This is a genomic window from Nocardia sp. NBC_00511 (assembly GCF_045161165.1).
Taxonomy (GTDB): domain Bacteria; phylum Actinomycetota; class Actinomycetes; order Mycobacteriales; family Mycobacteriaceae; genus Nocardia.
The window spans coordinates 3,730,495-3,743,068 of sequence record NZ_CP107849.1 but is presented as its reverse complement, the minus strand read 5'-3'; the positions used below and the strand labels follow the sequence as shown (position 1 = coordinate 3,743,068).

At 65.6% G+C, this 12,574-nt stretch carries 10 protein-coding genes; 7 read left to right on the top strand and 3 right to left on the bottom strand.

What is annotated here, in order from left to right:
• Window positions 1-133: 133 nt before the first annotated feature.
• Complete coding sequence (locus OG300_RS17620; protein WP_405497264.1) at window positions 134-1,336, top strand: MFS transporter; 1,203 nt, start codon at window positions 134-136, stop codon at window positions 1,334-1,336.
• A gap of 40 nt (window positions 1,337-1,376) precedes the next feature.
• Window positions 1,377-3,596, top strand: coding sequence for a glycoside hydrolase family 3 N-terminal domain-containing protein (locus OG300_RS17615; RefSeq protein WP_405497262.1), 2,220 nt, complete (start codon window positions 1,377-1,379; stop codon window positions 3,594-3,596).
• Window positions 3,597-3,615: 19 nt separating this feature from the next.
• On the opposite strand, the gene OG300_RS17610 is transcribed toward OG300_RS17615, so the two are convergent.
• Together OG300_RS17610 and OG300_RS17605 are read right to left on the bottom strand one after the other, a co-directional pair.
• Window positions 3,616-4,233 (bottom strand): TetR/AcrR family transcriptional regulator, encoded by a 618-nt coding sequence (locus OG300_RS17610; protein ID WP_405497260.1) that lies wholly within the window; start codon window positions 4,231-4,233, stop codon window positions 3,616-3,618.
• A 102-nt stretch (window positions 4,234-4,335) separates the two neighbouring features.
• Window positions 4,336-5,562, bottom strand: coding sequence for a lipase family protein (locus tag OG300_RS17605; RefSeq protein WP_405497258.1), 1,227 nt, complete (start codon window positions 5,560-5,562; stop codon window positions 4,336-4,338).
• A 414-nt stretch (window positions 5,563-5,976) separates the two neighbouring features.
• On the opposite strand from OG300_RS17605, the gene OG300_RS17600 reads away from it, so the two are divergent.
• The 4 genes from OG300_RS17600 to OG300_RS17585 all read left to right on the top strand — a co-directional run bounded on the left by OG300_RS17600 (window position 5,977) and on the right by OG300_RS17585 (window position 10,417).
• On the top strand, window positions 5,977-7,014 hold the full coding sequence (locus OG300_RS17600; protein ID WP_405497256.1) for a GDSL-type esterase/lipase family protein: 1,038 nt from the start codon (window positions 5,977-5,979) through the stop codon (window positions 7,012-7,014).
• Between the two features lie 101 nt (window positions 7,015-7,115).
• Window positions 7,116-7,946, top strand: coding sequence for an SDR family NAD(P)-dependent oxidoreductase (locus OG300_RS17595; protein WP_405497254.1), 831 nt, complete (start codon window positions 7,116-7,118; stop codon window positions 7,944-7,946).
• Entirely contained in the window at window positions 7,939-9,219 is a 1,281-nt protein-coding gene (locus OG300_RS17590; protein WP_405497252.1) for an MFS transporter, read from the top strand. The genes OG300_RS17595 and OG300_RS17590 overlap by 8 nt, the downstream gene beginning before the upstream one ends.
• 25 nt (window positions 9,220-9,244) lie before the next feature.
• Window positions 9,245-10,417, top strand: a complete 1,173-nt coding sequence (locus OG300_RS17585; RefSeq protein WP_405497250.1) for a glycoside hydrolase family 1 protein — start codon at window positions 9,245-9,247, stop codon at window positions 10,415-10,417.
• Between the two features lie 9 nt (window positions 10,418-10,426).
• On the opposite strand, the gene OG300_RS17580 is transcribed toward OG300_RS17585, so the two are convergent.
• Window positions 10,427-11,731: a family 1 glycosylhydrolase gene (locus tag OG300_RS17580; protein ID WP_405497248.1), complete on the bottom strand. Its 1,305-nt coding sequence runs from the start codon at window positions 11,729-11,731 to the stop codon at window positions 10,427-10,429.
• A 119-nt stretch (window positions 11,732-11,850) separates the two neighbouring features.
• On the opposite strand from OG300_RS17580, the gene OG300_RS17575 reads away from it, so the two are divergent.
• Window positions 11,851-12,468 carry a TetR/AcrR family transcriptional regulator gene (locus tag OG300_RS17575; protein WP_405497246.1) on the top strand — a complete coding sequence of 206 codons (618 nt, stop codon included), beginning with the start codon at window positions 11,851-11,853 and terminating at the stop codon, window positions 12,466-12,468.
• Window positions 12,469-12,574: the final 106 nt, after the last annotated feature.

Sequence of the window (12,574 nt, the reverse complement as noted above, 5' to 3'; positions counted from 1 at the left end):
GCCGCTGGAGCCGGTATTGGTCAAAGCGATTGATCCCACCGCAACCTCCGCCCCCGATGCCATGAATTCCACCGGGCCCCAACCGGTTACCAATCGGTGGCGGCAGCTCGCCCTGCTGAGTGGGTTGATCAGTATGGACAACAGTGAAGGCGCGGTGGCCTCTACGCTGTTCCCGGTTGTGCGTGTCGCACTGGGGCTGCCGTTGTCGGCGCTGGGGCTGATGGTGGCGGTCCACAAGATCATCCAGATGATTTTCGGGCCGGTATGGGTGCTGGTGGCTGCGCGGATCGGGCGCAAGCGCGTGCTCGTGGTGTTCTGCGGGCTCTGGGGTGTGTGGACGGCCGCTGCGGGGTTGTCGCAGAACTTCGCTCAGTTGCTGGTGCTGTACGGGATCGCCGCGCTGGGGTTCGCCGCGGGCGGGCCGCTGATCAACGGGATTCTCGCGGACCTGTTCGACGACAGCAGTCGAGGCCGCGCGGCGGGGCTGCTGTACGGCGGGTTCGCCGTACTGTCGGCGGTCATCGGACCGCTGCTGGGCCAACTGTCCCGGATTCCGGACGGCTGGCGGTACGGCTTCTTCGCCTCGGGCGGGCTCACCATTGTGTTCGGCCTGCTGGTCTGGCGGTACTTCGAAGATCCCCGCGTCGGTGCGGCCGATGGTGCGCGAACCTCCGACGACTCGAGCGGTCTACGTTGGCCGCAGATTCGAGAGCTGTTGGGGAGCAAGACATTACAGCTGATCATCGGACAGCGGCTGATGGCATCCCAGCTCGCGCTGACCAGCTTCGGGGTGGTCTTCCTGGTCGACGAGCGGGGCTTCAGCAATGCTTCGGCCACGCTCATTCTGCCCTTCGCGATGGTGTCGTACGTGCTGGGCACCGTGCTCGGCGGGTTCGTGGTGGACCGGGTGCAACAGCGCGTTCCCGGGGTCGGACGGCTGGCGGTATGGCAGGCATCCACACTCGGCTGGGGCTTGGCCGCCGCATTGTGCACGCAGGTCGCCTGGCCCTCCATCTGGATCTACGCGATCTGGTTCGCGATCTTGGGACTCCTGCAGGGCTTCATCCCCGGCTGCAACCGGCCGGTGCTGATGTCGGTCACCCGGCCCGAACTGCGCAGCGGGGCCTTCGCCCTGATGATCGGGGCCGAATCCGCGGGCTGGGCCGTGCTCACCCTGATCATCGGCTATCTGGGCGACCGGATCGGGCTGCAGGGCGCATTCCTCTACCTGGTCGTACTGCTCACCATTGTCAACGGCCTGTACATGTCCGCCATGTACCGCCCCTTCCTCCGCGAATCCGCCACGGTGCGAGCCGCTTTGGCGTCGGCCGCCTGATCGGCGATTCGCTCGTCTCTCATCTACTGAAGGAACAGTCATGTCACTACATCCGCTCATCAGCCAATTGACCGATGCCGAAAAGGCCACGCTCTGTACGGGAGCGAGTTTCTGGGATCTCAATGGAGTGGCGCGCCTGGGAATCGAGGGCATCAGTGTCGCCGACGGCCCGCACGGGCTGCGTAGACAAGAGGGCGGCGAGGCCGACCACCTCGGAACCGCCGATTCCCTTCCGGCGACCTGCTTTCCGACCGCGTCCGGGCTGGCGAGCAGTTTCGATCCGGAGCTGCTCGCTCGGATCGGAGCCGCACTGGCGGTCGAGGCGCGGGCCGTCGGGGTCGGTGTACTGCTGGGGCCGGGGGTGAATATGAAGCGGACTCCACTGTGTGGCCGCAACTTCGAATACTTCTCCGAAGACCCGTATCTGGCCGGCGAACTCGGCGCGGCGGTGGTGAATGGCTTGCAGGACAACGGGATCGGCGCGTCGGTGAAACATTTCGCGGCCAACAACCAGGAAGATCATCGAATCACGGTCTCCGCCGAGGTCGACGAACGGACGTTGCGCGAGATCTATCTCCCCGCGTTCGAAACCATTGTCCGCAAAGCACAACCGTGGACGATCATGTGCTCCTACAACCGGCTCAATGGCACCTACACCTCGGAACATCGGTGGCTGCTCACCGAGGTGCTACGCGAGGAGTGGGGTTTCCAGGGCCTGGTGGTGTCCGACTGGCTGGCCGTCAATGATCGCGCCGCGGGTATCGCCGCGGGGCTCGACCTCGAAATGCCCACCAGCCCAGACGGACCCGCGCGAGTGCTGGCCGCGCTGGAATCGGGTGATCTCGACCGCGCCGATCTCGATCTCGCGGCTTCGCGGGTGTTGACGCTCATCGACCGGGCGCACGCCTCGCACGGCCCCGCAGTCGTCGATGTCGACGTCCACCATGAACTCGCTCGCGAGGCGGCACGCCGGTCCGCGGTGCTGCTCCACAATGATGGCGCGCTGCCGCTGGCGGCGACCGGCGCTCCCATTGTCGTGGTCGGTCCCTTCGCCACCGTTCCGCGCTATCAGGGCGCGGGAAGTTCGCGAGTGGTGCCGACGCGCCTGGACAATGCCCTCGACGCATTGCGGACGGCGTTGCCCGACCGGAGAATCGACTACTTCCCACGCTATGACCTGGTCACCGCTGCGGCGGCCGCCGAAGCCGCCGAGGTGATCGTCTTCGCCGGGCTACCCGAGGACGCCGAATCGGAGGGCTTCGACCGCACGGTCATCGATCTGCCCGCCGATCAGCTGGAGCTGCTGGAGCTGCTGCGCCGCCGCAACGGTCGCTTGACCGTCGTCGTCCAGGCGGGTTCGGCGGTCACCCTGCCGTTCGCCGACCATGCCGATGCGATCCTGTTCGCCTGGCTCGGTGGACAGGCCGGGGGCGCGGCGATCGCCGACCTCCTGTCCGGTGCGCACTCACCGACCGGCAAACTGGCCGAGACCTTTCCGACGGATCTACGACATACACCCGCGCACACGGCTTTTCCCGGTGACGGGCTCACGGTCGACTACCGCGAGGGCATCTTCATCGGCTACCGCTGGTACGAAACACGGGGGCTCCCGGTCACCTTCCCGTTCGGGCACGGCCTGACGTACACCACCTTCGAGTACTCCGATCTCGAGGTGACCGTCGAAGGCGACACCGCCACAGCGCGATTCACCATTGCCAACACCGGCGATATCGCCGCGGACGAGATCGCCCAGGTCTACATCGCCGATCCCGAATCCGAATTCGCCCGGCCGATCCATGAATTGAAGGGTTTCACCCGAACCCACCTCGCCCCCGGTGAATCGCGCCGCCTGAGTATCGAACTCAATCGGCGAGCCTTCGCGTACTGGCATCCGGTCAAGGGTGACTGGCATGTGGAGGCGGGGGAGTTCATCGTCCAGGTCGGCGCGTCCAGCGCCGATATCCGGCTGGCACAGACGATCCGGCTCGACGGTGACGCACTGCGCCGCAGGCTCACCCCCGGTTCACCGGCCGGAGCCTGGCTCGCCGACCCCGACTACGGACCCCCGCTGCGCGCTGTGCTGTCCCGCGCCGCCGGCGGCTTGGTCGGGTTGCTGCTGGACAATCCGGAAACCAATCCCGGTCGCTACCGGATGCTGCAGAGCATTCCGCTCGATCGCCTGGGCCGCACCGGAGTCGAATGCGATATCGCGGCGATCCAGGAAATCATCACGGCGGCAACAGCTCCGGCTCCGGTCTGAGAGTCGCTTCGCGAGCCCACTATGCGCCGACGGTGATCAGATCGCGGCGCAGCACGGTGGTCAGGGCGTGCATCGCGGCGACCATATCAAAGGATTCGTCCTGGAGCCACTGCTCCTCAAGCCCCGAGATCGCCGCGATAATGACCGAAGCCAGTGCGGCGGCGTCGATATCGGCCCGCACCTCACCCGCACTGATGCCCTGTTCGATCAGCCGGGTCAGATTGGTCCGGAAGGTCCGCGTGCGCGTGCGCGCCCACTCGCGCGCCGCATCCGGCGCACTGTCGAAATTGAAGATGCTGACGTGCGCGAGTTTGGTGAGTTCGCGGTTCCGTTGATTGCGCGCGACGATCGCGTCGACGATATCGAACGCGCGCGCCAGGGGTGGGCCCTCGTATTCGTGGTCGACCTCGGCGGATTCCAGGGTCTGCTGGTCCAGTTCGGCGAGCACCTCGGTCAGCAGCACTTCTTTGCTGCGGAAGTGGTGCAGCAGTCCGGACTGCGATATCCCGGTCGCTTTGGCGACGGCGGCCAGTGAGGTCCCGCGATAGCCATGTGCGGCGAACAGGGTGATTGCCGCACTGATGATTTCAGCGCGGCGGACCGGCCCTGTCTGCTCGGCGTCACGGGTCCGCGCCATCGGGTGTGCTCTCCTGATCGTCGATTACGTCGTTTTCGGCAGCCTAGCCGCCGTTCGAGGGGTCTCCAAGCTTGCCGACCGAGTGCACGGTGTGCCCGCGTTTCAGCGCACCGGACCCAACTGCCGATCCCGGTCGATATTGACCCCGGGCGGGCCGTCGACGGTGAACCGGGTTTCGAGGAACTCCAGGGCCGGGATCTGTCCGCCACCGGCCTCACTCACATGGGTGCCCTGCGGCTTGCGGGTCGTCTCCACGCTCGCGCCCGCGTCCCGCCAGCTTCGTACCAGTGCGTCCGCCTGGCCGATGGGGACGACATCATCGGTATCGGCCTGGTAGTTGAAGATCGGCATGGTGGGCGCGGTCGCGCCGAGCGAATTGTGTTGCAGCGCATCGGCCAAACGTGGATCGCGCAGCGAATCGGCGACGGTGGCGGCGGAGGTCAGTCGTCGAAAGGGGAACGCCAGCAACAGATCCACCACGCACTTGTCCGCGCCGCGGGCCAGATCCGCGCGGCCGATGTCATTGAGCAGCTGATCGATACCCGCCTCGGGGAACTCGCGGGTGTACGAAACCAGCGCGCCGAAGATGAAACCCGACCACATCGTGCCGTCGACATTCGCCATGACCGCGGAAAGATCCGCCGGGACACCGCCGAGCGCCGCGCCGACGAAGTCGAGCTCGGGTGCGTAGCTCGGCTGCAATTGCGCCGCCCACCCGGAAGCCGCTGCGCCACCGGAGAATCCGTCCAATCCCCAGCGAGCGTCCGTACCGATGCCCGCCGGTGCGAACTGCCCGGCCGCGCGGATCCCGTCGAGCACGGCATGCCCGGACTGCGGACCGGTCAGAAACGCTGATTTCGGGCCCTCGAAGTCCGGTGTCACCACCGCCCAGTTCTTCGAGAGCATGGCCTCGACCCGATTCTTGTCCTGGAATGTGCCCATGCGGCTCGTGTACGAAGGCGCACACCGTGTCCCGGTGGAATCCTCGGCCGACTGAATCGACACCGCCGGGCGAGTTCCGGCCCCGGTCCACGGCGTGATCGGAACGAGCACGGTGGTGACCGCGAGTTCCGGCATGCCATGAGAGTCGTTGGTGCGGTATGCCAATTGCCACGCCCGGGCCGGGGTCGTGGTCGCGATGCCAACTTCACGACTGGAGACGATCGCGCCATCGGCGTACGAGTCGATATCGGACGGTGTCGCATAGAACGGATCCTGGTCCGGTACAAGCACAGTGCCGATGGCGGGCTCCTCCTGCGCGTACGCGGGGACGGCGACCGCCGACCCGAGGACCAGGAGTGCGGTCGTCGCCGCAAGACGCGAGAACATTTCAGCCTTTCCCGTAGCCGCCGGTAGCTCGGTCGGCGGCATGATCGGCTCACACTAGCTGACGGAGTGGTCGGTCGGTTAGTCTGCGGTCCACGATGGGTGGCAACCCAATCGGTCGAAAGCAACGAGAGGGCCGAAGTGATCAGGTGCACCGGGCGCGGAGTCGTGCCCGCGATGGCGGTCGCGGCAGCAGCGACATTGCTGATCGCGCCACAGCAGGCACATGCCGGGCCGGACGGCTGCGACAGCGTTCATTGGGTGAGCAATTGGTCCGCGAGTCCGAGTGACGCGCGCCCGGCTACCGAAATCGGTGTCACGCCCGCGCGGCCTCAGACGTATCGCGTGATCGCCACGCCGCATCTGGGTGGCGATAACGTCCGAATTCATCTCACCAACCGATTCGGAAAGGAGCCGGTGACATTCACCCGTGTCACCGTGGCAAGGCAGGGGATCGGCGCTGCGGTCCAACCGGATTCGGTGAATTCCGCACTCTTCGGTGGTCGTGAATCGATCACGGTCGCACCGGGCGTCGATGTCGTCAGCGATCCGGTGTCCATCGCGTTCGCGAATTTCGCGCCATTGGCGGTCAGCGTCTATATGGATTCCGCGCCCGCGACGATTCCCGGACACGATGACGGGAACGCGACCAGTTATTACACCGGCGGCGGTTCCGGTGACCATGCCTCGGATGCGGTGGGCGAGGCGTTCGTCAACGTCACGACCCGCGTGCCCTTCGTCTCACAGATCGACGTGCTGGCCGCATCGGATACGGCAACCGTTGTGGCCTTCGGAGATTCGATCACCGAAGGATTCGTCGGTGCCGACTTCCTCGGAAACCCGAGGCTGGACGGCGTCGTCGATCAAAATGTCCGATACCCGGACTTTCTACAGCGCCGACTGGATATGGCCGGGCGCAAGCTGGTGGTGACCAATGCCGGGATCGGCGGTGACAGGCTCACCCGCGACGCCATTCCGGTCATGCCGCGTTTCGGTCCGTCGGGTCTCTCGCGTCTGCAAGCGGATGTGATCGCGCAATCCGGTGTCAGCGATGTCATCGTCCTGATCGGGATCAACGACCTCGGCACTCCGATCGGCGTGGGCTACGAAGAGATGATCGATGCGTACACCACCATGATCGATCAATTCCATCGAGCCGGGCTCGCCATCCACCTCGGAACAATTCTTCCGGCGTCGAATGCGTTGCTGCACGGCTACATCAGCATTCCTCCCGCCGATCCGGTCCGAATGAGAATCAATGCCTGGATCAGATCCCAGGCACTCGCGGACAGCGTCATAGATTTCGATGCCGCGCTGCGCGACCCCGGGAATCCCAGCGTTGTGAACACGCGCTATGTAAGTGCCGACAATCTGCATCCGAATCCGGAGGGCTACCGGGTCATGGCGGACGCCATCGATATCGACCGGTTCTCCGGTAGTAAATGCAAGTCGTGAGCACACCGACCGTGTACACGGTATGCTCGCGATCGATCTAACAGACTGACTGCTTGGTTGGTGAGCTCGCTGAGGTAGGCGTGGCTCGAGGAAGGACGCGAATGTCCGAGATGGACAAGACAATTCAGGGCCGGACCGCGGTCGTCACCGGTGCGGCCGGTGGTATCGGGGCGGCCCTGGCCGCCGAACTCGGAGCCCGTGGGATGTCGGTCGTGGTGGCCGATATCGATGGTGCGGGTGCGAAATTCGTCGCGGACAAGCTAACCCTGGACGGCGTGCGCGCGCTGGGCGTGCGGGTTGATGTCACCGATCCGGAATCGGTGCGGGCGCTCAAACAGGCCGCCTATGAGGAATTCGGCTCGGTCGAATTGCTCTGCAACAACGCCGGTGTGCTGCTGTTCGGCGATATCGCGGACTCCTCGATCGGTGACTGGCGGTGGCTCTCGGCGGTGAATGTCGAGGGCATGCTCAACTGTCTGCACGCCTTCCTGCCCGATATGCGCGAGCGCACCGGCTGGCGGCACGTGATGAATACGGCCTCGACGCACGCCTTCCTCGCCGACCCCGGTCATACCTCGCTCTACTCCGCGACCAAGCACGCGATCCTGGGTATGACCCTCGGATTGCGGTCCGAACTGGCGGCCGACGATATCGGTGTCACCGTGCTGTGCCCCGGACAGGCCGCGACCCGCATCATGGATTCGCAGCGCAACCGCCCAGAGGCGTTCGGCCGCAAGGCCCCCGAGCCCTTCGGTACCGGCATCATCCCGATGGCGGTGGCACCGGAAGAAGTCGCGCGCCTGGCCGTGGAGGCCGTATTGCGGGACGCGCCAATGGTTTTCGCATTACCCGAGCACGGGTACGACATGTTCCGGGCACAGGTCGAGGAGATGTGGCGGCTGGCCGACAACGCCCTCGCCGACCGTGCGTAGCGACGTGTCCGGTCAGCACACCACCACCCCGGAGAGCGAGCTCCCGTCGGAGTTGCCGCGCGGCTTCCTCTCCAGCCTGCTGCTGTCCTACTTCGGGCTCTATCTCGCGGTGCTCACCCCGGTCATGGTCTCGATGGCCTTCAAGCTGGAGCGCATCACCGAGTCCTCGCAGCACGCGACAGCGGCATTGGGCCTGGTCGCGGGCAGCGGTGCGATCGTGGGCATGATCGTGCACCCGGTCACGGGCCGCTTGTCCGACCGCACGCGTTCGGCATTCGGTCGACGCAGGCCGTGGATTCTCGGCGGCACCATCGTCGGAGCGATCGGGCTCGGCTGTGTCGGGCTCGCACCGAATGTGCCGCTGGTACTGATCGGTTGGTGTATCGCGCAGGCGGGACTCAACGCGGCGATGACCGCAGCACAGGCGGCGATCGCCGATCAGGTTCCCCGCGATCAGCTGGGCCGGATATCCGGTCTCGCCGGGGTCACCACTCCGCTGAGCATTCTGGCCGGAAGCGTACTCGTCACCGTGCTGGCCGGGGATGTGGCCAGGTTTCTGGTCCCCGGGTTGGTCGCGCTGGTGCTGGTACTGCCGCTACTGGTGCGGCTGGACGATGAGCGCTTCGAGGGTGCGGCCGAACCGTTCGGGCCGCGGCAGTTCGTCGGTTCCTTCGCTTTCGATCCGCGCCGGCATCCGAGCTTCTCCTGGGTGATGGTGTCCCGGTTCCTGGTGATGTTCGGTTCCGCCGGAATCGGGACCTTCTTCCCGTTTTTCCTCGTCGAGAAGTTCGACCTCGCCGAGGACCAGGTCACCCACACGGTGCTGCAGGTGAATGTGGCCACGGTCCTGTGCCTTTCGCTGTCCGCGCCCCTGGGCGGATTCCTTTCCGACCGGATCGGCAGGCGGCGACCCTTCGTAGCGGTAGCCGGGCTGGTCATGGCGACGGGACTGGCGCTGTTGGCGTTCGCGCCCACGCTCGGCGCGGTCATTGCCGCACAGGGCGTGATCGGACTGGGCCTCGGTGCGTTCGCGGCGGTGGATCAGGCGCTGTCCACACAGGTGCTGCCGAATCCGGAGGACACCGCGAAGGATCTGGGGTTGCTCACCCTGGCCGGAAATCTGCCGCAATCGATCGGGCCGGTAATCGCCCCCGCGATCATCGCGCTGGGCAGTGCGACCGCTCTCGGTGGCTATCCGGCCTGGTATCTGTTCGGCGCTGTGGTCTGTCTGGCCGGTGCCGTCTCGGTCTATCGCGTCACCGGCGTCCGGTAGCGCGGCGTCGACGAAGAGGAATTCAATGCCACTGAGAGATGACTTCCTTTGGGGCGCAGCCACTTCCGCGCACCAAACCGAAGGCAACAACACCAATTCCGACTGGTGGGACTACGAGCAGCGGGGCATCGTTCCCGAACGCAGCGGCGACGCGGCGGACAGCTACCACCGGTACATCGAGGATATGGAGTTGCTCGCCGACGCCGGTCTCAATGCCTACCGTTTCAGTATCGAATGGGCGCGTATCGAGCCGGAGCGGGGGCACTTCTCCGCGTCGGCGCTCGCGCACTACCGGCGGATGATCGACACCGCGCGACTGTTCCAGCTCGAACCCGTTGTGACACTTCATCACTTCACCTCACCGCGCTGGTTCAGCCGGGCCGGTGGCTGGCGACATCCGCAGGCGCTGGACCGGTTCTCCCGCTATGTCGAACGAGTGACCGCGATCCTGGGCGATGTCGGGTGGGTCTGCACGATCAATGAACCCAATATCGCGGCCCTGGGTCACCGCTTCTTCGAGTTGGCCGCCGAACCCGGGGGAGCGGCGGCCGGTATCGCACAGGGCCGACTGGTCCCGGACGACGAAATCGGTGATCTGCTGGTGCGCGCGCACCGTCGAGCCGTGGCGATCCTGCGCGCGGAGACCTCGGCCAAGATCGGCTGGACGGTCGCGCAGCAGGCCTTCGAAGCCACACCTGGTAACGAGGACGCCTTCGCCCGCGCCAACTACACCTGGGAGGACAGGTATACCGAAGGCGCACAAGGCGATGACTTCCTCGGCGTCCAGTCCTACACCAGCCAGCCCGTCGGCGCGGACGGCCCGATTCCGCATCCGCCGCATCCGGACAACACGCTCACCGGCTGGGCCTATCGGCCCGACGCGCTGGGCATCGCACTGCGCCGGGCGTGGGACACCAGCGGCGGGCTACCCCTGCTGGTGACCGAGAACGGTATCGCCACCAATGACGACGCCCGCCGAATCGACTACACCACAGCGGCTTTGACGCATATGGAGGCCGCAGTGGCCGAGGGTGTCGACGTGCGGGGCTATCTGCACTGGAGCGCGCTGGACAATTTCGAATGGGGTCACTGGGCCCCGCGGTTCGGTCTCATCGCGGTGGACCGGAACACCTTCGCCCGCACCCCGAAACCGAGCCTGGCCTGGCTCGGCGCAGTGGCGAAGAACAACGGGCTGTAGGTCTTTCGACTAACCGGCCGGATCGAGGCAGCTGTCCAGCCCGTCCACCACCGAACACGTGGTGGCCGGGCGGGACGGGCGGTAGTCCGCCCCAACCCCGCCCTCGGCGGTGAGCGTGCGGTAGGCGGCCACGGCGGTCGTCGGCCTGCGGGTGAGGGCCGGATCGTTCTTCACATCGACGGTATAGAGGCCGAATCGCGATGTGTAGGTTCCCCATTCGTAGTTGTCGGTGATGCTCCAGTAGTTGTAGCCGATCACCCTCGCGCCGTCCTGCACCGCGCGCTGCACCCAGTAGACGATATCCCTGAGGTGGTCCGCGCGGTCGTAGCCGTCGGGCCGGAGCGCGCCGTTCTCGGTCGGCATACCGTTCTCCACGACATACAGCGGCAGGTTCGGAAAAGCCTTGGCGTAGTGGCGAAGTGCGTAGTAGATCCCGTCCGCGGAGATGCTGGACTTCCACGGTTCGGAGAAGGTGTTGCTGTAGCTCAGGTCCGTCGGCGACATCGAGTAGTAGTAGTCCAGGCCGATGAAGTCGAGCTTGTCGACCACGCGATCGAAGAAGGTGGTGTCCACGGCCGCTTCGGCGGCGGGGAAGTACGCGATATTGGAGGACACCTGCGCGCCGGGTTGTGCGGCGTGGATGTAGTCGTAGATGTCCCGATGCAACCGCACCCACTGATCGAGCGCGGCGGGAATGTTCGCGGCGCCGACCCCGCCGGTGCGGAGTTCCTGGAAGACGTAGGCCGATGGTTCGTTGAAGGTGATCCAGAGCGGGTTCAGCCCGGCATAGCGATCAACCACCTTGCGCGCGTTGGCAATCCAGGCCCCGGACATGTCGGCGTTGTTCCAGCCGCCGCGATCGAGGGCCCAACCCGGGTACACCCAGTGATCGAGGGTGATCATCGGCCGCATACCCGCGCCGCGAATCGCGGCGAGCACATTGTCGTAGAACTGCCAGGCGGCCGGATCGTACTGTCCCGGTTGGGGTTCCAGGCGAGCCCATTCGATACTGATGCGGAATACCTTCGCGCCGAGTGCCTTCGCATTCGCGATGTCCTCGGGGTACCGGTGCAGGAAGTCGACCGAGGTGCCGACCTGATCGGTGAGCTGTCCGGTGGCGGCCAGGCGCGTCCAGTTGCTGTCGGGGGAGTCGCCTTCGTTCTGGAAGCCGGAGGACGACACGCCCCACAGGAAATCGGCGGGCAGCGGCGCGACCCGGCGGGCGGTCGCCGGATCCGGGGCCGCGGCGGCGGGTGGCATCGCCAGCAGGGCGAGTCCCGCGGCAGCCGCTGCCAGGGCGGTCCGTCGGCGCATCAGTTCTCCTCGTGATTCGAATGCCCGGATCGATCCGGGTGGTCTGGCGAAGACCATAGCTGACAGACCGATCGGTCAGCCAGCTCGCGGGCGGAGGTTGTGCCATAAACTTCACCCTCATGGCAACCACCGAATCCGCGCAGCGCTCGGGCGAACAGGCTCGCACCAAGATCATCGCCATTGCGCTCCAGCATTTCGGGCAGCACGGTTACCGGGGCGGCTCGCTGGCACGTATCGCCGCCGAGGCGGGCATCTCGCAATCGGGTCTGCTGCACCACTTCGGCACCAAAGCGGCACTGCTGCAGGCAGTTCTGGGTGCGCGCGATATTCAGGATCTGGTGACCACCGGCACCAGCCTCGAGGACTTCGCCGAGATGGACTTCGACGCGCTGCTCGACTTCCTCGTCCGTGTGGTGCGAAACAATGTGGGCAGCCCCGACCTGGTTCGGTTGGCCCACCTGGTCGCGGCGGAGGCGTCGGGTCCGGACCATCCCGCGTACGAGTGGGTGGTGGGCCGGTTCAGGTTCCTGCAATCGTTGATCGGCGATGCGCTCGCTCGCGGCATCGATGCCGGATCCGTGCGCGCCGATGTCGACACCCGTGGCATCACCGAGTGGCTCATCGCCATGGCCGAGGGGCTGGAGAATCAATGGTTGCTCGACCCCGGGGTGGATATGGTCGGATCGTTCGAGCGATTCGTGGCCGAGTTACGCCGATCGGTGGCTGTTCGGGACTGACAGTCATGGTCTGAACTGCGAAAACTTCCTCATTTGAATGAGTTTCAAGCATTTTCGAGCTGGCCGACCGATCGAACGGTATGTTCCGTGACGTCGGAGAAAACCG

Bases quoted from the DNA above. Each gene is read 5' to 3' on its own strand.
- OG300_RS17610 (WP_405497260.1), bottom strand. From the start codon at position 4,233: ATGGCGCGGACCCGTGACGCCGAGCAGACAGGGCCGGTCCGCCGCGCT.
- OG300_RS17620 (WP_405497264.1), top strand. From the start codon at position 134: ATGGACAACAGTGAAGGCGCGGTGGCCTCTACGCTGTTCCCGGTTGTG.
- OG300_RS17615 (WP_405497262.1), top strand. From the start codon at position 1,377: ATGTCACTACATCCGCTCATCAGCCAATTGACCGATGCCGAAAAGGCC.
- OG300_RS17605 (WP_405497258.1), bottom strand. From the start codon at position 5,562: ATGTTCTCGCGTCTTGCGGCGACGACCGCACTCCTGGTCCTCGGGTCG.
- OG300_RS17585 (WP_405497250.1), top strand. From the start codon at position 9,245: ATGCCACTGAGAGATGACTTCCTTTGGGGCGCAGCCACTTCCGCGCAC.
- OG300_RS17575 (WP_405497246.1), top strand. From the start codon at position 11,851: ATGGCAACCACCGAATCCGCGCAGCGCTCGGGCGAACAGGCTCGCACC.
- OG300_RS17580 (WP_405497248.1), bottom strand. From the start codon at position 11,731: ATGCGCCGACGGACCGCCCTGGCAGCGGCTGCCGCGGGACTCGCCCTG.
- OG300_RS17595 (WP_405497254.1), top strand. From the start codon at position 7,116: ATGTCCGAGATGGACAAGACAATTCAGGGCCGGACCGCGGTCGTCACC.